Source organism: Herbaspirillum frisingense GSF30, from assembly GCF_000300975.2.
Taxonomy (GTDB): Bacteria; Pseudomonadota; Gammaproteobacteria; order Burkholderiales; family Burkholderiaceae_D; genus Herbaspirillum; species Herbaspirillum frisingense.
Genome location: NZ_AEEC02000033.1, coordinates 22163 through 41540 on the forward strand (window position 1 = coordinate 22163; position 19378 = coordinate 41540).

At 65.2% G+C, this 19378-nt stretch carries 17 protein-coding genes; 8 read left to right on the forward strand and 9 right to left on the reverse strand.

Going from position 1 to position 19378, the window contains the following annotated elements:
* Positions 1-84: 84 nt before the first annotated feature.
* The 5 genes from glcE to HFRIS_RS19145 all read left to right on the forward strand — a co-directional run bounded on the left by glcE (position 85) and on the right by HFRIS_RS19145 (position 6454).
* Positions 85-1224, forward strand: a complete 1140-nt coding sequence (gene glcE, locus HFRIS_RS19125) for a glycolate oxidase subunit GlcE (protein WP_006464790.1) — start codon at positions 85-87, stop codon at positions 1222-1224.
* 14 nt (positions 1225-1238) lie between these two features.
* The gene (gene glcF / locus HFRIS_RS19130; RefSeq protein WP_006464791.1) at positions 1239-2492 is read left to right on the forward strand and encodes a glycolate oxidase subunit GlcF; all 1254 of its coding nucleotides are present in this window, start codon (positions 1239-1241) and stop codon (positions 2490-2492) included.
* Positions 2493-2504: 12 nt separating this feature from the next.
* On the forward strand, positions 2505-3944 hold the full coding sequence (locus HFRIS_RS19135; RefSeq protein ID WP_006464792.1) for an FAD-linked oxidase C-terminal domain-containing protein: 1440 nt from the start codon (positions 2505-2507) through the stop codon (positions 3942-3944).
* Positions 3945-3969: 25 nt separating this feature from the next.
* Positions 3970-5055, forward strand: a complete 1086-nt coding sequence (gene hppD, locus HFRIS_RS19140; RefSeq protein WP_006464793.1) for a 4-hydroxyphenylpyruvate dioxygenase — start codon at positions 3970-3972, stop codon at positions 5053-5055.
* A gap of 88 nt (positions 5056-5143) precedes the next feature.
* Positions 5144-6454 carry an MFS transporter gene (locus tag HFRIS_RS19145; RefSeq protein WP_006464794.1) on the forward strand — a complete coding sequence of 437 codons (1311 nt, stop codon included), beginning with the start codon at positions 5144-5146 and terminating at the stop codon, positions 6452-6454.
* 30 nt (positions 6455-6484) lie between these two features.
* Here the strand turns inward: HFRIS_RS19145 and HFRIS_RS19150 are convergent, their stop codons facing one another.
* From HFRIS_RS19150 to HFRIS_RS19180, 7 genes are all read right to left on the reverse strand, one after another.
* Positions 6485-7936 (reverse strand): cytochrome c, encoded by a 1452-nt coding sequence (locus HFRIS_RS19150; protein ID WP_006464795.1) that lies wholly within the window; start codon positions 7934-7936, stop codon positions 6485-6487.
* Positions 7937-7947: 11 nt separating this feature from the next.
* On the reverse strand, positions 7948-9729 hold the full coding sequence (locus HFRIS_RS19155) for a GMC family oxidoreductase (protein WP_006464796.1): 1782 nt from the start codon (positions 9727-9729) through the stop codon (positions 7948-7950).
* Between the two features lie 68 nt (positions 9730-9797).
* The gene (locus HFRIS_RS19160; protein WP_006464797.1) at positions 9798-10508 is read right to left on the reverse strand and encodes a gluconate 2-dehydrogenase subunit 3 family protein; all 711 of its coding nucleotides are present in this window, start codon (positions 10506-10508) and stop codon (positions 9798-9800) included.
* Between the two features lie 175 nt (positions 10509-10683).
* Positions 10684-11943 carry a nitrate regulatory protein gene (locus tag HFRIS_RS19165; RefSeq protein ID WP_006464798.1) on the reverse strand — a complete coding sequence of 420 codons (1260 nt, stop codon included), beginning with the start codon at positions 11941-11943 and terminating at the stop codon, positions 10684-10686.
* Positions 11944-12096: 153 nt separating this feature from the next.
* Positions 12097-13437, reverse strand: a complete 1341-nt coding sequence (locus HFRIS_RS19170; RefSeq protein WP_420865070.1) for a YncE family protein — start codon at positions 13435-13437, stop codon at positions 12097-12099.
* A gap of 119 nt (positions 13438-13556) precedes the next feature.
* Positions 13557-14027 (reverse strand): DUF305 domain-containing protein, encoded by a 471-nt coding sequence (locus HFRIS_RS19175; RefSeq protein ID WP_006464800.1) that lies wholly within the window; start codon positions 14025-14027, stop codon positions 13557-13559.
* Between the two features lie 118 nt (positions 14028-14145).
* On the reverse strand, positions 14146-14979 hold the full coding sequence (locus tag HFRIS_RS19180) for an oxidoreductase (RefSeq protein WP_006464801.1): 834 nt from the start codon (positions 14977-14979) through the stop codon (positions 14146-14148).
* Between the two features lie 175 nt (positions 14980-15154).
* Between HFRIS_RS19180 and HFRIS_RS19185 the strand changes: the two genes are divergently transcribed.
* Positions 15155-16042, forward strand: coding sequence for an AraC family transcriptional regulator (locus HFRIS_RS19185; protein WP_420865071.1), 888 nt, complete (start codon positions 15155-15157; stop codon positions 16040-16042).
* Between the two features lie 18 nt (positions 16043-16060).
* Here the strand turns inward: HFRIS_RS19185 and HFRIS_RS19190 are convergent, their stop codons facing one another.
* Positions 16061-16768 carry a YitT family protein gene (locus HFRIS_RS19190; RefSeq protein ID WP_244436320.1) on the reverse strand — a complete coding sequence of 236 codons (708 nt, stop codon included), beginning with the start codon at positions 16766-16768 and terminating at the stop codon, positions 16061-16063.
* 264 nt (positions 16769-17032) lie between these two features.
* Here HFRIS_RS19190 and HFRIS_RS19195 point away from each other — a divergent pair, with 264 nt between their 5' ends.
* Complete coding sequence (locus HFRIS_RS19195) at positions 17033-17881, forward strand: AraC family transcriptional regulator (protein ID WP_006464805.1); 849 nt, start codon at positions 17033-17035, stop codon at positions 17879-17881.
* A 53-nt stretch (positions 17882-17934) separates the two neighbouring features.
* Positions 17935-18342, forward strand: a complete 408-nt coding sequence (locus HFRIS_RS19200) for a DUF2000 family protein (protein ID WP_006464806.1) — start codon at positions 17935-17937, stop codon at positions 18340-18342.
* 71 nt (positions 18343-18413) lie between these two features.
* Here the strand turns inward: HFRIS_RS19200 and HFRIS_RS19205 are convergent, their stop codons facing one another.
* Positions 18414-19295, reverse strand: coding sequence for a MurR/RpiR family transcriptional regulator (locus tag HFRIS_RS19205; RefSeq protein ID WP_006464807.1), 882 nt, complete (start codon positions 19293-19295; stop codon positions 18414-18416).
* Between the last annotated feature and the right edge of the window lie 83 nt (positions 19296-19378).

Consider the following 19378-nt stretch of genomic DNA (forward strand, 5'->3'; position numbering starts at 1 on the left):
TAGGCTAGAAGAACTCGCTTGTTGTGCCTATCCCGCCTCACTACCATCCCAGCACTTAGCCGATAGAGCGAGGCGGGAGACCAGGTGAGTAATCAGGACAACAATCCACATGTGCTTGCACACAACGAAGAGGAAGCGGCGCATTGGCTCGCCGCCACCCGGCGCCGCATTCGTGCTGCAGCCGAGGAGGGCGACCGGCTGGTGATCGAAGGCAGCGGCAGCCGCCGGGACTTTGCCGGCCAGCCAGAGGGAGAGCGCCTGTCCTTGCGCGCCTGTCGCGGCATCGTCCGCTACGAACCGGATGACCTGGTCATCACCGTGCGCGCCGGTACCCCGGTGACCGAAGTCCAGCAATTGCTGGATCAGCGCGGACAGATGCTGGGATTCGAGCCGCCCTTGCGCCCCGGTTCCACCGTGGGCGGGGCAGTGGCGCTGGGCTGGTCCGGCCCGCGTCGGCCGTTTGCCGGTGCTCTGCGCGATCACTTGCTGGGCGTTCGGATGCTCGATGGCGAAGGCCGCCTGCTGCGTTTCGGCGGGGAGGTAGTGAAGAACGTGGCGGGCTTCGATGTGGCTCGGCTGATGGCCGGCAGCCTGGGCATCCTGGGTCCCGTGCTGGAGGTCTCGCTGCGCGTGTTGCCGCGCCCGTCGGTGGAACTGAGTGCGGCCCTGCCAGCGACGCCAGCGCAGGCACTAAGCCTGATGCAGCGCCTGCCGACCGGGCCCGGCCTGCTCACCGCCGCCGCCTATTTGGAGGATCGTCTCTACCTGCGCAGTGCCGGCTCGCTGGCCTGCGTGCAGGCTTTCCTCGAACGCCAGGGCGGCCAGCTCATGGAGCCGGCCGCAGCGCGTGCTTTCTGGTCCGCCTTCAGCGATCAGACCCGTGCCTGCTTTGCGCAGCCGGCCGATGGCCAGCGGCTGTGGCGAATCTCGCTGCGTCCGGGCGCACCGGTCGTTCCGCCCGACCTCGCCACCACCTGTGCCATCGACTGGGCCGGCGCCTTGCGCTGGGCCTGGGCGCCAGCCAACGCTGCCGTTGGCATCATCGGATGGGCTCGCGCCCACGGCGGCCACGCCACCCTGTGGGCGCACGCCAGCGCCGAGGAGCGGCAGGGCGGCGTGTTCCAGGCGCTGCCGGCGCCGGTCATGCGCCTGCATCAGCGGCTCAAGCAGGTGTTCGATCCACGCGGCGTATTCAACGTCGGCCGCATGTATCCCCAATTCTGACCAAGGAGCCCGCCATGCGTGTCGAATTCGACCACAGGATGCAGGCCAGCACCGCCGCACCCGACGCCCGCCGCATCATCGAGTCCTGCGTCCATTGCGGGATCTGCACCTCGGTCTGTCCTACCTACGAATTGCTGGATCACGAACTCGACAGCCCGCGCGGCCGCATCTACCTGATCCGCGACATGCTGCAGGGAGCGCCGGTCACCACCCGCACCCGCGACCACCTGGATCGCTGCCTGACATGCCGCGCCTGCGAGACCGCCTGCCCCTCGGGTGTGGAGTACGGCCAACTGATCGATATCGGCCGCCAGGAGATCGAACGGCGCATTCCGCGTAGCCTGTCTGAACGCAGCAAACGCCGCTTGCTACGGCGCGCCCTGCAAAGTCCGCGCCTGCTGCAGTTCGCCCTGCGCGGTGCCTGGATGGTGCGTGCACTACTGCCAGCGCCTCTGCGCAAGCGTATCCCACTGCCGCCGCGGGCTTCTGACACTGCGGTGTGGCCGCCGGGGGCGCATGTACGTCGGGTACTGAGCCTGCGCGGCTGTGTGCAGGGCGTCCTGGCACCCGGCTACGACCTGGCGCTGGCGCGCATCCTCGACCGCTTCGGCGTGACACTGGTGGACGTCGCCGGCAGCGCCTGCTGTGGCGCAATCGACCAGCATCTGGGCGCGCCGCAGGCTGCGGCCCGAACCATGCGCCGCAATATCGATGCCTGGTGGCCGCACATCGAAGCCGGTGCCGAGGCCATCGTCCTCAGCTCCAGCGCCTGCGGCAACATGGTCGCGGACTATGCGCACCTGCTCAAGGACGATCCGCTGTACGCGGCCAAGGCGCAACGCGTCGGTGAACTGCTGCGCGATCCGGCCGAACTGGTCGCCAAGCTGTGGGAGCATGCCAGCCTGCCGCTGAGCGCGTTGCCGCCGGGGCGGGACAAGCTGGTCTTCCATCCGCCCTGTACCCAGCAACATGGCCTGCGCATCAAGGGGCGGGTCGAACTGTTACTGCAGCGGGCCGGCTATCAGCTCACCCCGCTGGCGGAGGGCCACCTGTGCTGCGGCTCGGCTGGCACCTATTCGCTGCTGCAGCCGGCCGTGGCGGGCCGTCTGCGGCAACGCAAGTTGTCCCATCTCCTGGCGGGCCGGCCGGTGGCCATCGCGTCGGCCAATGTCGGCTGCATCCTGTACCTGCAGCAAGAGAGCCCGGTGCCGGTGCGGCACTGGCTGGAGATACTGGCAGAGCGTCTGCTGGCGGGAGCGCAGGCATGAACGTAAAAAGCCTTGCTCCAGGCCTTGCGCGAGATTGTCGGTGAGCCGTGGCTACTGGCCGATGCCGAATCGGTGGCGCCCTACGAATGCGATGCCCTGTTCCACTTGCAGCAGCTACCGCTGGCCGTGGTGCTGCCCGCCGATGAGCAGCAGGTGGCGGCGCTGGTGGCCCTGTGCGTGCGCGAACGCGTGCCGCTGGTGCCGCGCGGCGCCGGCACCAGCCTGTCGGGTGGTGCCACGCCGGTGGCCGGCGGCATCGTGATGGCCCTCAACCGCCTCAAGCGCCTGGGTATCGACGCGTTGTCTCGGCAGGCCCTGGCGCAGCCGGGCGTGCGCAATATCGTGGTGTCGCAACAGGCGGCCGGTGCCGGGCTGTTCTTTGCCCCCGATCCTTCCAGCCAGGTGGCCTCCACCATCGGCGGCAATATCGCCGAAAACGCCGGCGGCGTGCACTGCGTGAAATACGGCCTGACCGTCCACAACCTGCTTGGCCTGCGCATGGTCAGCGGCGAGGGCGAGGTGCTTGCGCTGGGCGAGGGCAGCCTGGACCAGCCCGGACTGGACCTGCTGGCCCTGGCCTGCGGCTCCGAAGGCCTGCTGGGCCTGGTCACCGAAGCGCGCCTGCGCCTGCTGCCCAGCCCTCGGGCAGTGCGCGTGCTGCTGGGATTCTTCCCACGCATCGAAGCCAGCTGCGATGCGGTCTCGCGCATCATCGCCGAGGGTATCGTCCCGGCCGGACTGGAAATCATGGACCAGGCCTCCTTGCAGGCCGCGCACCGTTTCTCCCCGGCGCTGGGCCTGCGTGAAGACGCAGCTGCCGCCCTGCTGTGCGAACTGGATGGCGAACCCGAGGATATCGACGATGCCACCCGTCGCATCCGCTCCATCTTCCAGTCGCTGGCGGTGATGGAACTGCGGCAGGCCGACGACCCGGCCCAGCGCGCCCAGCTCTGGGCGGCCCGCAAGAACGTCCTGCCGGCCCTGTTGCGTAGCGCCAGCGATCTGTACGTCGCCGATTGCACCGTGCCACGCCGCGCCCTGAGCCGGGTGCTGAGCCGGGTCCTGCAGTTGTCGGCGCAACATGGCATCGCGGTGGCGCAGAGTTTCCACGCCGGTGACGGCAATCTGCATCCGGTGCTGTTCTATGACAGCGCCGTGGCCGGTGAGGAAGAACGCGCCCTGCGCCTGGCCGACGCCATTCTGCAGATGGTGCTGGCCGAAGGTGGCACCGTCAGCGGCGAGCATGGCATCGGCAGCGAAAAGCTGCATGGCATGTGCTGGCAGTTCTCGGCCGATGAGCTGGAGCTGTTCGCGCGCCTGCGGGCAGCCTTCGATCCCCATGGCCTCCTCAATCCCGGCAAGGCCATCCCCACCTTGCACCGTTGTGCCGAGTTCGGCGGCATGCATGTCGCGCGCGATGCGATGCCGTTCCCCGAGTTACCGCGCTTTTAATCACTGACCTTAGATGGGAGCAAACATGTCAGACCTGTTCGATAACCCCATGGGCCTGTGCGGCTTCGAATTCGTCGAATTCGCCTCGCCCCGTCCCGGCGTCCTGGAGCCGTTGTTCGTGAAGCTGGGCTTCACGGAAGTGGCGCGTCATCGTTCCAAGGATGTCTCGCTGTACCGCCAGGGCAGCATCAATTTCATCATCAATCGCGAGCCCGGCAGTCAGGCCGCCTACTTCGCCGCAGAGCACGGGCCATCGGCCTGCGGCCTGGCCTTCCGCGTGCGCGATGCCCACCTTGCCTACCGCCGCGCGCTGGAACTGGGCGCGCAGCCGATGGAGATCCCGACCGGCCCGATGGAATTGCGCCTGCCAGCTATTCGTGGCATCGGCGGGGCGCCGCTGTACCTGATCGATCGCTTCGAGGATGGCAAGTCCATCTATGACGTCGATTTCGAATTCCTGCCCGGCGTGGATCGCCATCCGCGCGGCCATGGTTTTTCGGTGGTGGACCACCTGACCCACAACGTCTATCGCGGACGCATGGCCTATTGGGCGGACTTCTACGGCAAGTTGTTCAATTTCCGGGAAATCCGTTACTTCGACATCCAGGGCGAATACACTGGCCTGACTTCCAAGGCCATGACCGCACCCGACGGCCTCATCCGCATCCCCCTCAACGAGGAAGCCCGCCAGGGCGGCGGCCAGATCGAGGAATTCCTGATGCAGTTCAACGGCGAGGGCATCCAGCACATCGCCCTGCTGACCGACAACCTGCTCGATGCCATCGACCAGTTGCAACTGGCCGGCATTCCCGTGCTGAGCGCACCCAACGAACGCTATTACGCGCAGCTGGAAGAGCGCCTGCCCGGCCATGGCCAGCCGGTTGACGCCCTGCAGGCGCGCGGCATCCTGCTGGACGGCACCACCGTGGGCGGTACGCCGCGTCTGCTGTTGCAGATCTTCTCGGAACCGCTGCTGGGGCCGGTGTTCTTCGAATTCATCGAACGCAGGGGGAATTACCGTGAAGGTTTCGGTGAGGGCAATTTCAAGGCCCTGTTCGAATCGCTGGAACGCGACCAGATCCAGCGCGGCGTGCTGGGCACCGAGCCGTAGCAGGAAAACGATATAAATAATTGATGACAGAGAGGCCGCGCGATGGAAGGCCATCGGCGCAGGACCTCCTCAACGACAGGAGACACAGATGACCACCCTAGCATCCACGCTGGACGGCGACGCCGCGACAGACTTCGAGAACCGTACTTATGCCAGGGTGACCTGGCGCCTGATTCCCTTCCTCTTCCTGTGCTACGTGGTGGCCTATCTGGACCGCGTCAATGTCGGCTTCGCCAAATTGCAGATGCTCAACAGCCTGCAATGGAGCGACAGCATCTATGGCCTGGGCGCAGGTCTGTTCTTCGTGGGCTATTTCCTGTTCGAGGTCCCCAGCAACCTGCTGCTGTACCGCTATGGCGCACGGCGCTGGATCGCCCGCATCATGATCAGCTGGGCCATCCTGTCGGGCCTGACGGCCTTCGTCACCACGCCGACCACGTTCTATGTCCTGCGCTTCCTGCTGGGCGTGGCCGAGGCCGGTTTCTTCCCCGGCATCATCCTGTACCTGACCTACTGGTATCCGGCGCATCGGCGTGGCAGGATCACGGCCCTCTTCATGACCGCCATTCCGATCTCGGGCGTGGTCGGTGGCCCGCTCTCGGGCTGGATCCTGGGCAGCTTCGGCAGTGCCGGCGGCTGGGCCGGCTGGCAATGGCTGTTCATGCTGGAAGCTTTGCCTTCTTTGCTGGTGGGCGTGATGGTCCTGTATTACCTGGATGACGGCATCGGCTCCGCGCGCTGGCTCGATGACCGGCAGAAGGCGCTGCTGCAGGACAATATCCGCACCGATGCCGCCGGCAAACAGGATCACTCTATCGGTGCGGCCTTTTCCAATGGCAAGGTATGGATCATGTGCGCGATTTACTTCACCTGCGCCATGGGCAACTATGGCATCAGCTTCTGGCTGCCCTCGCTGATCCAGGCGGCAGGCATCAAGAGCCTGCTGTCGGTGGGGCTGTTGTCGGCCATTCCCTTTGCTGTGGGGGCGATATCGATGGTCTTGTTCGCCCGCAGTGCTGATCGCCGGCTGGAACGCCGCTGGCACCTGGCCGTGGCGCTGCTGACAGGCGCCGTCGGCCTGAGCCTGAGCGCCCTGTTTGGCCAGCAGGCCTTCCTGGCGATTGCTGCGCTGTCATTCGCCTCGGCCGGCATCATGTCGCTGGCGCCGCTGTTCTGGAGCCTGCCGACCGCCTTCCTGGGCGGCGCGGCGGCCGCCACCGGTATCGCGCTGATCAATTCGGTGGCCAACCTGGCCGGCTTTGTCAGCCCCTTCCTGATCGGCTGGATCAAGGACCAGACCCACAGCACCGCCATCGGCCTGTACCTGCTGTCGGGTGTGCTGGTGGCCGGGGCGGCGCTGGTCATCGGTGCGGTGCCGGCTAGGCTGGTGAACCGTTAGCAAGGCTCGCCCGCTGCAGGGCGTTTCTGTTCAGGGCGCCCGATCCTCCACCGGCTTCGCCGTCTTTCTGATCTTCGCCACATCGGCCGCCGACACCGTACCACCGCGATTGCCCCAGGCGGTCTGGATGTACGAGGTCACCTCTGCAACCTGCTGGTCATTGAGCAACTGCGCGTAGGGCGCCATCACCAGTCCGCCCTTGACCGAATCGGTCGCTGGCTGGCGTCCGCCCTGCAGGATGATGCGGATGGCCGAGGTGGCATCGCCCGTCTGCAGCACCGGATTGCCCGCCAGTGCCGGGAAAGCCTTGCCGTAACCCGTGCCGTTGCTACGGTGGCAGGCAGCGCAGCGATCCAGGTAGAGCGCCGCACCCGGCGTCTGCGGGCGGCCCTCGTAGGCGGCCGTGGCGCTCACTTCGTCGTAGCGATAGGGCGCCGCATCGTTGCGCGGCGACAGACTCAACAGGTAGCGCGAGATGGCATTGAGATCGGCCTCGCTCAGGTATTGCATGGAATGCTCGACCACGTCATTCATGGCCCCGAAGGAGGCTGTGAATTGGTTGCGTCCGGTGCGCAGGAACTCCACCAGATCGGCCTGGCTCCAGCCAGCGATGCCGCCACCATGCTCGTTGCGCAGCGACGGCACGCTCCAGCCATCCACCACCTGGCCACCGGAGAGGTAGAGACGGCTGCTGTCGTCACGCAGCGATTTTTCCTGCAGCGTGGTCGAGCGCGGCGTATGGCAGCTGCCGCAATGTCCCAGTCCCTCCACCAGATAGGCGCCCCGTGCCAGTTCCTGATCGCCGCCGGCCGGTGCTGCATAAGGCGTCGGCGTCGGCGCAAACAGCTTGCGCCAGATCGACAGCGGCCAGCGCATCGACAGCGGCCACGGGATGTCATTGGCGCGATTGGCCTGGGCAGACGGCGGCACGGCTTTGGTGAAGTAGGCATAGAGCGCCTGCATGTCCTCCTCGCTCAGGCGCGAATAGGACGGGTAGGGCATGGCCGGGTAGACCGTATAGCCAGCCCGGGTGACGCCGGTGCGCATGAGGCGCGCAAAGTCCTCGTAGCTCCAGTCGCCGATGCCGTGTTCCTTGTCCGGCGTGATGTTGGTCGAGTAGATCGCGCCTAGCGGAGACGCCAGCGCCAGTCCGCCCGCAAAGGGTGCACCGCCCTTGCTGGTATGGCAGGCCACACAATCGCCGGCCCGCGCCAGGTAGGCACCCCGCAGCAGCAACTGGTCGTCCGCACTGGGGCTGCCCTTGGCGGCAATGCGTTGCGACAGCGCGGCATCGGCCGGCGGTACCGCGAAGGGCTGCAAGGGCGCCGTTTCGCGATTCAACAGCCGCCCGCCCATCGGCGGCTTGGGCGGCGCCGCAACGGTCAGCGAATCATGGGCATACGCCAGGTTGTAAGCGGCTGCCGCGGCCAGCATGGCCGCGCCCAGTGCCAGGGAGGAGGTCAGGATCAGTCGTTTCATCATCACTCCCGTGCTTACGCGCTGACCAGCGGACGCGGATCCTTGAGGTATTGCTCGCGGATGGCGCGGGCCGACCAGTAGGTCAGCGCCACCGCCGCCCCGGTCGGGTTATAGCCGATGCCCTGAGCGAATACGCCCGAGCCCACCGCAAACACGTTGTGTACGTCCCAGCTCTGCAGGTAGCGGTTCACCACGCTGGTGGAGGGGTCATTGCCCATGGCCACGCCTCCGGCCCAGTGCGTGGTCTGGTAGCTGCGCAGGTCCGGCGCCGCGCCGAAATCCTTGACCGTGACCTTGATCTCGCGCGCCTTCAGTTCATGCGCGATCTTGACCGCCTGATCAGTGACATAGCGGCTCATGCGGATGTCGTTGTCCTTCCAGTCGAAGGTAAAACGCAGCAGCGGCTGGCCAAAGGCGTCCTTGTAGTTCGGATCGAGATCGACATAGACGTCCCGATACACCATGTTGGCGCCATGCACGTCGAAGGACATGGTGTTCAGATAGCTGTCCTTGACCGCCTGCTTCCAGGCGCGCCCCCACTTGGGTGTACCGGGCGGCACGGCAATCCCCGAGATCGGCTTGGCCCCGGCCGGATTGCTCCAGATCGGGGAACCGCCCACGAAGCCCAGCGGCCCGTGGTCCATGTGGTCGCCATTGAAGTCATCCACCGCCACCCCGTTGCCACCGGCGCCGATGAAGCCATTGATGTTCTTGCCCGGCGCGAAGAAGGCATTGATGGTGGACATCATCTGGAAGGCGATATTGCGGCCCACCACACCGGTATTGGAAACCGGGTCATACGGCTTGCCGATGCCCGAGAGCAGGAACAGCCGCGCATTGTTGTAGGCGAAGGTACTGGCCACGACGATATTGGCTGGCTGGAACACGGTGTCGCCGTTGGCATCGATGTAGGTCACGCCGGTGGCCTTCTTGCGGGTGCTGTCGAGTTCGATGCGCAACACATTGCACTGGCTGCGCAGTTCGAACAGCTTGCTCTGGCGCAGCGCCGGCATGATGTTGACGTTGGGCGAGGCCTTCGAATAGTTGTAGCAGGCATAGCCCGAGCAATAGCCGCAGAAGGTGCAGGGCCCCATCTGGCAACCATACTGGTTCACATAGGGTGCCGAGGCATTGGCCGAGGGCAGCGTAAAGGGATGGAAGCCCGCCTGCTGCGCCGCCTTGCGAAACAGCGCCGCCTGGTATTGCTCCTTCTGCGCCGGCAGCGGGAAGGCGTCGGAGCGGTCGGCCTCGAAGGGGTTGCCACCATTGTCCACTACGCGACCCTTGACCCGATAGGCGGTGCCGGAAGTCCCCATCATCTTTTCGGCGAAGTCGAAATACGGTTCCAGTTCTTCGTAGCTCACCCCCCAGTCCTGCAGGTTCATATCCTTGGGGATGAAGTTCTTGCCGTAGCGTTCTTCGTAATGGCTGCGCATGCGCAGTTCTTCCGGCAGGATGCGCCAGTGGCAGCCCGACCAGTGCAAGCCAGCACCGCCCACACCTTCGCCCGGCTTGAACATGGCGATCTGGCGATAGGGGATGGCGCTGTCGCCCATCTTGCGGCGGAAGGTGAAGGAGGATTTGTTGAGGTTCTGGAACAGCTTGAAGCGCTGCTGGTAGTCCAGCTCATTGATGGTCTTGGGGTAGGCGCCATCGGGATAGGTATCGCGATAGACACCACGTTCCAGCGCCACCACGCTTTGACCGGCCTCGGTCATTTCCTTGGCCATGATGGCCCCGGTCCAGCCGAAGCCGACGATGACGACGTCGACTGCTTTCATGTTCTTGTTGGCCATGTGCTTGTGCTTCCTGGGGAAGGGGAAGAGGAAAGAAGTAAAGGGCAGGGGCAGGGACGCCCGCGCCATCAGCCGCGCGAGATTGGCGGCAGCGGATAGGTACGGCCGTACTGGTCCACCCAGTCGTAGTAGTCGGCGCGGGCACCGGGGAAGCCGATCATCTTCCATGCGGCCATGCCCTTGTTGCCGCCATCGACGGGGTCGCAGAAATAGCCTTCGTGCACGTTCTGCAGCAACTGGTTGAACAAGGCCGCAGGGGGAATGCTGGCCATCTTCACATTGCCCTTCTCGAACTCGCCCATCATCTTTTCGCGCTGCTGCTGGTTCAGCCCGACGTAGCCCTGGCCGTACTGCTGCTTGATGGCGGCGTCGAACTCGGCCAGGCCCTTCTTGTACAGTTCACGCGGCGGGTAGGGCAGCTGGTAACCGAACTCGGCCGGCGCATCCGGCGTGAACGGCCCCTGCATGTACCACAGCTGTCCGTGGCCGTAGGGCGTGTTCATCTGGGCATCGATGAATTCGGGTACGCCCGCCTCCAGCGCACCCGGGCCGTTTTCATCGGCCGGGATGAGCACCTCGGCCAGGGCGCTGAGCAGGGCGAATTCGTCCTGATTGAAGAAGCTGGGTTTGTAGGGCGTGCTGTCGCCGGGCTTGGCGGACTGACCCTGGGCAGCCACGGTGAGGCTGCCGGTGGTCACCGCCAGCGCGGCAGCCGGCGCGGCAGTCAGGGCGCCGCGCAGGAAGTGGCGGCGATTGGCGGAGATACTTATTTTTTTCATGGCGCGTTTCCGTGTGGGAAATCCAGGCCGCAGCAGGGTAGTCGCCGTGCATAAGGCTGAGCCATGATGCGCGCTCGCGCGCACGGAGGGGATCAGTGAATCTGTGCTTTTGGTGTCGGAAAAGTCTGACATCGCGGCGCCGTGTTCGCACCGCGATGTCCGCATGTCCCGCTGCTCAGGCGTCCGGCAGGATCTCGGTCAGCGAGAGGATGGCCTGGGCCACTTCGGCGATACGGCGGTTCTGGTTCATCGCATGCTTGCGCAGCAGGCGATAGGCGTTTTCTTCGTTGAGCCCCTGCTTCATCATCAGCACGCCCTTGGCGCGTTCGATGAGCTTGCGTTCTTCCAGGCTCTCGCGCACGGTGGCCAGTTCCTGGGTCAGGTTCTGCAGCCGTTCGGATTGCGCCCGCAGCAGATCGACGATGGATTGTGTCAGGTGCGGCCCGACCCCGGCATCCATGGGGCCGCCGCTCAGGTGCCCGCCATCCAGGCTGGAGGAGAAGGTCGCCAGGGGGGCCAGCGGATCGAGCGCCTCTTCCTGGCTGAACCACTGGCCCTGATCGTCCAGCTCCTTCTGCAGTTCGATGATCTTGGCGCGGCATTGCGCCTGCACGTATTGCGCCAGGTGGATCTCGACCTGATGCAGACCATCGATGCGGGTGGAGCAGCACTGGTACCAGGCATCGGCCATATCGGAATCCAGCGGCCGCTCGTGCGAGGTCAGCAGCTTGCGGCGCAGTCGCTCCAGCTCGGCCAGCGGCAGCGTGGCCTGCATTGCCGTCCACTCATTGCGGAAACCCTCGGCGAAGGACTCGAAACGGCGCAGCGCCTGCTCCTGCATCTCGATCTGGTATTCGATGCTCTGTTCCTGCTCGCGCGTGATCTTGCCCATGGCAAAGGCCGCGGCGCCGCCGGCGCGTTCGCGGCCGGCGAATTCCTTGCCCTGCATCAGGTTGAACAGCGCCACCAGCAGGCGTGAGATCTGCGGATCGACTGCTACATCGGCGGCCTCGAACACCAGCGCCAGCAGCGCCCCCACCAGCGTCTTGAAACGTTCGTAGCTGGCAGCCGGCGAGCAGGCCAGGGCCGCCACGTCGGCGCGCAGGCGCGGCAGGCCGTCCAGGGCGTGCAAGGCGAAGGCGATGCGGGTGTAGAGGCGGGCACCGTTGGAAAGTGCGTTGTCATGTTCGGTCGCCTCCAGCCAGGAGGCAAATTCCTGCTGCGCCACCTCGCTGGCAGCCACGCGCTCGCGCCACACCAGGGCATCACGCTCACCGCGCGAGCCCAGGTAGATATTGGAAATGCCACGTTCCTGCTGCAGGCAGTGGATCAGTTTTCCCACCGTCAGCACCAGCTGGCAGGTGCGGGCGAGGCGTTGCAGTTCTTCCACTTCGCAGCGGCGGGCAGTGATCAGGTAGTTGAGGACGTTGCTCATGGGCGCAGGAAAGGGAGGGAGCGGGCAGCTGCCAGGGCAAGCAATATTCATGCAATGCCCGGCGCTGCCGCGATTGTAAAGGATCGCTCCGCTGCCTGAAACCCCGGGGCGGGCCGGCGACCTTGGACCCCGGTCTGCCCCGCCCGTACCCGACTACATGTCGCTGACCAGCACGGCACGGCTGGCGTCGGCCGGTGCCGCGCCTTCCATCACGATCAGTTTCAGCGGGCCGGACTGGGACGATTGCGCGCCCGGTTCGGCCAGGCGGCGCGCCGGACCGATGGCCGTGCCGTTGGACATGCCCTTGGCATCGGTCACGAAGCTGGCCACCGGCGCACTCTGACCACTCAGGTAGACGTTGTAGTTGGTCTGCGGCTTGAGCTTGAAGAGCGACACCTCCAGGGCATCGACCACGCCCAGGTTGCGCGACACCACGAAGCCCTTGGCTTCCGGCGCCGTCACGGGTTTCAGGCGGATATTGAGCGGTTCGGCATTGGCCAGCGGCGCCAGGTTCTGCTTGCCATCACCCTCGCCGACCACGTTGGAGAGGAAGATCAGGGCCTGCGGCGCCTGCCCACCGGCGACGTGGGCGATCACTTTGTTCTGCGCCGGATCGATCACCTCCATGCCGTCACCGTTTTCCAGGCCCACATAGACCCGGCTGCTGTCGTCGGAACTCCAGATGCCATGCGGCAGCGCGCCGGTCGGGATGGTCGCCAGCAGCTGCGCCTGGGCATCGGTGCTGTAGACCTTGACCACGTTCTCGCCACCCACCGTGACATAGGCCAGCACCTGGCCGTTGACCGTGGCAAAGGCCAGGTGATTGGTGATGAAGCCGGTATCGATGACGCCGGTCACCTTCAGGGTGCGGGTGTCGATGCGGGTCACCTTGCCCACGTCCTTGTGGGTCATCCACAGTTCCTTGTGGTCGGGCGTAAATTGCAGGAAGGGCGAGAAGGGGCTCACCACGTCGATCTTCTTGATCACCGTATGCGACTTCACGTCGATCACATCCACCTGCGGCGTGAAGCTCGATACCGAGAAGGCCAGCTTGTTGTCCGGCAGGAACTGCACCATGCCGGGACCGACGGCGGTCTGGATGCGGCGGGTTTCCTTGAAGGTCTGCGGGTCGATGACGGAGATGTAGTCCTCGCCGCGCACCACCACCCAGACTTCCTTGCCGTCAGCGGTAAAGAAGCCCTCGTGCGGCGAGCGGCCGACGTAGGTCACGCCCTTGACGGCATTGGTGGCGGTATCGATGAAGGTGACCGAGTTGGACCCGTTGGAGATCACCACCAGGGTCTTGTGGTCCGGCGAGAAGCCCATGCCGTGCACGTTGATCTGGCCGCGATACAGGGGCGAGAGCACGTCCGGACGCGGATTGCCCAGGCGGATCTGGCCCACCAGCGTATTGTCGGCAGGATTGAAGACCGACACTGTATTGCTGTTCTGGTCGGCCGTGTACACCCGGTCATGGGCGGTGGGCAGGGCCATGGCTGAGCAGGACAGCAAGGACAGCAGCGAAATGGTGAGGGTGGAAAGTGCGAGTCTGGATGATTTCATGGCGTTGGCGCGGTGGTTGGAAAAGCGGGGGAGGCACAGTGATGGCGGGCTTAGGGCGCGCTGGAGGGGTAGCCGTGGCGCTTGAGCCAGGCCTGCATCACCTGGATCTCGTTCTGCTGTTCGGCCACGATGCCCAGTGCCAGATTGCGTATCTCCGGGTCCTGGCTGTACAACAGCACGGCACGCGCCATGTCGACGGCACCCTGGTGATGGGGCAGCATCATGCTCACGAAATCGTGGTCAGGTTGACCGTTCATGGGCGCGTGCTGCATGCCGTAGTCCATCACGGCCATGGCATCGTCATTCAGTGTGGAAAAGGGTTTGGCGCTGCTGGCCACGAAGACGGGGGGCGTTGCCGTGGTGAGTGGTGCCGGGCTGTCATGAGCCATACCATGCATGGCCCCCATGTCATGGGCCGGTGCGGTGGCCGCGAACGCAGCCAGGGAACATGCCAGCGAAGCCGCCAGCATCAGGCGCCAGCCCCGGGCCGACCGGCCGTGCGTTGTCGATACTGCCTTCATGCTATCTCCTGGAGGTGATGAGTACGGGCAGTCTAGGCAGCGCACGGCGTCGTCGGCATGACAATCGAATGACAAATCTGTCACCCGCTCATGCCCAACGACGGCAAGGAGGATAGGCTCAACCGTCGGTGGAACGGCTCAGCGCTTCATGGGTCTGGATTTCCTGCTCCAGCGCGACCAGGCCGGCGCGCACCAGTTGCAGCGCATCGCTGCCCAGCAGCAGATGGGCCGGTGGCTGCGGCATGGCGATCAGGGCCAGCATCGCCTGTGCTGCCTTCGCCGGGTCCCCCAATTGCTTGCCGTGCTTGTCTTCGCGGGCCTTGCGGACCGGATCGAAGAGGGCGTCATAGTCGCTGATGGTGCGCGGCGAGCGCGCCATCGACCGACCCGCCCAATCGGTGCGGAACGAGCCCGGCGCCACTGCCGTGACGGCGATGCCCAGTGGCTTGAGCTCCTGGCCCAGAGAGGCCGAGATACCCTCCAGCGCGAACTTGCTGCCGCAGTAATAGCTGATCCCCGGCATGGTGATATGCCCGCCCATGGAAGTGATGTTGATGAGGTGACCGCGCCGCCGGGCGCGCATGAAGGGTAGCACCGCCTTCATCATCGCCACCGCGCCGAAGACATTGACCTCGAACTGGCGGCGCATCTCCGCCAGCGGCGATTCTTCCATCACGCCTTCATGCCCATAGCCGGCATTGTTGACCAGCACGTCGATGCCACCGGTCTGCGCTTCGGCTGCGCTGACCATGGGCGCGATAGCGTCGGTATCGGTGACGTCCAGTACGTGACCCCAGGCGCGGCCCGGCGCCAGGGCCTCGAAGTCGGCCACCGCCTGTGCGTGGCGTGCGGTACCGACCACGCGGTGGCCGGCGTCCAGCGCCGCCACGGCCAGCGCCCGGCCGAAGCCGCTGCTGATGCCGGTGATGAGCAAGGTTTTCTGCAGGGACATCATGCTTCTCCAGTTGAAGTAGGGGAGTGCATAATAGTCAGCCATCACCGAATCATTAAGTCGTAATCACCTGTTTTTATTGCCTGAAACTATGAAACGCGAGATTGCCGTGCGTACCGCCAAGCCCACCCTGCAAGCCCCTGTACAGCAGCGCATCATCCAATTGCTGCAGGACATGGCGCCCACCGAGGGCTATCACCTCACGCCCATGGAGAGCGTGCGTGTACTGCGCGCCGATGGCCCGCTGGCGCGCACGCCGGTGCTCTACGACCCGGGCATCGTGATCGTCTGCCAGGGGCGCAAGCGTGGTTATTTTGGTGGGGAGCTGTATCTCTACGACGAGCAGCACTACCTGGCGGTCTCGGTACCGGTACCTTTCACCATGGAGACCGATGCCACGCCGCGACGTCCCTTGCTGGCCCTGTACCTGCACCTGGATTTCACCCTGGCTGCCGAGCTGGCGCTGCAGATCGACCGCCAGGGCGCCCCCGCCGTGCAGACCGCGCGCAGCATGATGTCCTCACCCATGGAGCCAGCCTTGCAGGGCAGCCTGCTGCGTTTTCTGGAAGCGATGGCGCAACCGCAGGAGGCCGCCATCCTCGGTACCGCGCTGCTGCGCGAAATCTACTATCGGGTGCTCACCGGCGCCCAGGGCGAGGCGCTACGCAATGCCCTGGCCATGCGCGGCCATTTCGGCAAGATCGGGCGCGTGCTGCGGCGTATCCACACCGACTATGCGCAGGACCTGGACGTGATGCAGCTGGCAGCCGAGGCCGGCATGAGCGCGCCCAGTTTCTACGTGCACTTCAAGGACATCACCCAGGCCTCGCCGATGCAGTACCTGAAGTCGATCCGCCTGCATCAGGCGCGTCTGCTGATGGTGCGCGAAGAGATGACGGCCGAGGCGGCCGCCCATGCGGTGGGTTATGTCAGCACCAGCCAGTTCAGCCGCGAGTTCAAGCGCCTCTTCGGCGCCACCCCGGTGGCCGAATGCCGACGACTGCGCGAGAGCTTTGCCCTGCCGCCCGGCTTTGCGGATGCGCAGTTCGTGTCCTCGCATTGAGCCCTCGGGCCGCAGCGTTCAGCGGGCGATATACCACTCGTAACGGTGGTTCCATGCCACGAACAGGTTCATGACGATGGCCCCCACCAGGGAATAGAGCACGCGGTCGGCCGGCATGAAGCAGGCCGCCGTGGCGAACAGCACCAGGTCGAAGCCCATCAGCAGCCAGCCGGCCTTGAAACCGGTGCGCTCCTGCAGGTAGCTGGCCAGGATGCTCATGCCGCCGCAACTGGCCTGGTGGCGGAACAGGCCGATCAGCCCGATGCCCACGCACAGACCCGCCAGCACGGCACCCACCAGCGGATCGAGGTGGCTGTAGCTGATGTAGTTACCGGCGATATTGGTCAGCACCGACACGGCGGTCACCGCCGCCAGCGTGCGCCAGGTGAAGGCCGCACCCATGCGCAGGGCCGCCAGCAGGTAGAAGGGCAGGTTGATCAGCGCAAAGGCCGTACCGAAGCTGACCCCGGTGGCATAGCTGACCAGGAAGGCCACACCGGCCACCTGGCCGATGATGAGCCCGAGACTGTGCAGCATGGACATGCCGAAGGCGATCATCACCACCCCGAACAGCTGGCCCTGCAGGTTGTCGATCCAGTTATGGCGTACCTGGGGAAGCGCTGCAGTGCGCTCGCGCGGGCGGGGCAAGGACGAGGAAGACGAGGAAGAAGCGGGTGCCACGGAGGCAGGGGAGGCAGACGAAGAGCCGGCAGTAGAGGTCGTCATGGCAATACCAATCATCAATCGTGGATAACGAACGCGTTACGGCAATGGACAGGCCAGCGGGTAAGCCGGCACCACCATTGCATTTGCGACTGCCTTCTGTCGTCGACAGTCGCCGCAGGGGCGCATGGTAATTGATTTGTTGCGACGCAGCGACTACTGGATGCGGCCGCGCTGCGTCCTCGCAACATTTCCCATCTAGCAGGAAATATGCCAGGGGGTCCGAGGGATGAGCACCGGAATGTCGCCTCCGGCTAGAATCCCGTCATGGACATTCTTTCTCCCACGCCCGCCCAGGAATGGATCAGGCTGCAGCGCGACGAGGACAGCGGCATCGAGAGCATCGGTGCCCATTTCTCCGGCCATGCCTACGATCCGCACGACCATGACGAGATGCTGGTCGGCGTGACCCTGCAGGGCGTGCAGCGCTTCCGCTGCGGCACCGCCTTGCACGTCAGCACCCCCGGCAAGTCCATCCTGATCGAACCCGGTGCCCTGCACGACGGTCACGCGCCCCATGAGAGCGGCTTTACCTACGCCATGCTCTACCTGCCTACGCCCTGGCTGGACAGGATGACCGACCACCTGCGCCTGCCCGCGATGACCCGCTTCGCTACCTTCCGCCAGACCCTGCACGACGACGCCCAGCTCGCCGGGGCCATCCACCGGGCCTTCCTGGCCTTGCACCAGCGCGAGGGCAAACTGGCCCGCGACCTGGCCCTGGACCGCATGCTGGTCTTGCTCTCCGGCCAGTTCGACGAGAGTGTGGCGGGAAGCAACGAGCCACCTTCCCCGGCCCTGCAACGGGTGCGCGATCTGATGCATGCACATTTTTCAGAGGATCTGGGCCTGGAAGACCTGGTCGCCTGTTCCGGCATGGACCGGTTCCGCCTGAGTCGCCAGTTCAGTCGGGCCTTCGGGCGCACCCCGCATGCCTATCTGGTGCAATTGCGCCTGCGCCTGGCGCGCAGCCTGCTGGCGGCCGGCCATGATCCGGCCCAGGTCGCGGCCGACGCCGGCTTTGCCGACCAGAGCCATCTGGGCCGCTGGTTCCGGCGCGCCTACCGCATCACCCCGGCCGCCTACCGGCGCGTCTGCACAAATGTTCTAGAGTGAAGCGCGGCGGCTTCCTAAGATGGAAGGCTCTGAATCCTGATCGGGAAGACCGCATGTTCGATACCAAAATCGCCATCCTGGTGCGCAATGACCTGCCCATGTGGCAACGCCTGAACGTCACCGCATTCCTTGCCACCGGCATCGTCGCCGCCGCGCCGCAAGCCCTGGGCACGCCCTATGTCGATGCCGCCGGGAAAAGCTACACCGCCCTGTGCGGCCAACCCATCCTGATCTTCGAGGCCGACCTGCAGGGGCTGCAGGCGGCCCATCGCATCGGCCTGGAACGTGAACTGATCGTCGCCCCCTATGTGCAGGCGATGTTTTCCACCGGCCATGACGACGCCAATCGCCAGGTCTTTCTGGCGGAAGACCCGGCATCCATGAACCTGGTGGGACTGGCCCTGCGCGGCGGCAAGAAGGCGGTGGACAAGGCCACCAAGGGACTGGCGCTGCATCCCTGAAGGAAGGCCAGAGCGGAGGAGGGGAGAGGGCTGGGCAGGCTGGATGGCGACGGCCGCTCAGACCGGTCGCGTCATTCCAGTTCCTTCAACTTCTGGTGCAGCACCTCCACCCGCTGCAGGTGGCCATTGCCGCGTTCGCGCAGCCGTTCGGCCGTCAGCGAACAGATCAGGTTGACCATCGCGGAGACGGCCACCACGCTGTCGAACAGCATCATGCCGTCGGTATGGCAGCGGATCACCCAGTCGGCGCGTCGGGCCGGCTTGCCGGCGATCACATCGGACACGTACAGGGTCTTCACGCCGGCCTCGGCCAAGGCTTCCATCGCCAGGGAGATCGCCGGCACCCGGCGTCGCAGACCGATCACGATCGCCATGTCGCGCTCGCCCAGGTCACCCAGGTACTCGGCCAGCGTATCTCCTGGCGCCGGCAGCACCAGCACATTGCTGCGCACCTGGATCAGCTCGCGCCGGATCATCTGCGCAATCGTATGGCTGTGACGATAGCCGATGATCGCCACGCGCTGTGCATTGGCAATGCCATTGACCGCATCGGTCAGGACCTGCGGGTCCAGCGAGCGGTAGGTATTGGCCAGGTTGGCGACCTCATGGTTCAGGTGCGCCTCGATGGTGGCACCGAGCCCGCTTCGGGCTTCCTTCTCTCCGCGCTTCTGCAGATACAGGGGCGACCCGCCCATCAGCGCCGCCCGCGCGTCTTCCCGGGCATCGTCATAGGACGCATAGCCAAGTTTCTGGAAAAAGCGGGTGGCCGTGGCCTTGGACACCTGCGCGCTTTCGGCCAGCTCCGTGGCCGTCTGCATGGCCAACTGACCCGGTGCGCTGAGGATGATGTCGGCCAGCCGCTGGTCGATTCCCGAAAGCTGTTCGTACTGCGCCGCGATGCGGCTTTCGATGGAGGCCGAAGCCTTGTTCTTCTTGGTCGGAATGCTTGCCATGGTTGTCTGGACGGCCTGGTCTGGGATGCTGCGCGATGGTGCAAGAATCATTCCAGTGCAGCGCGGCGCACCTGTCTTGTGCG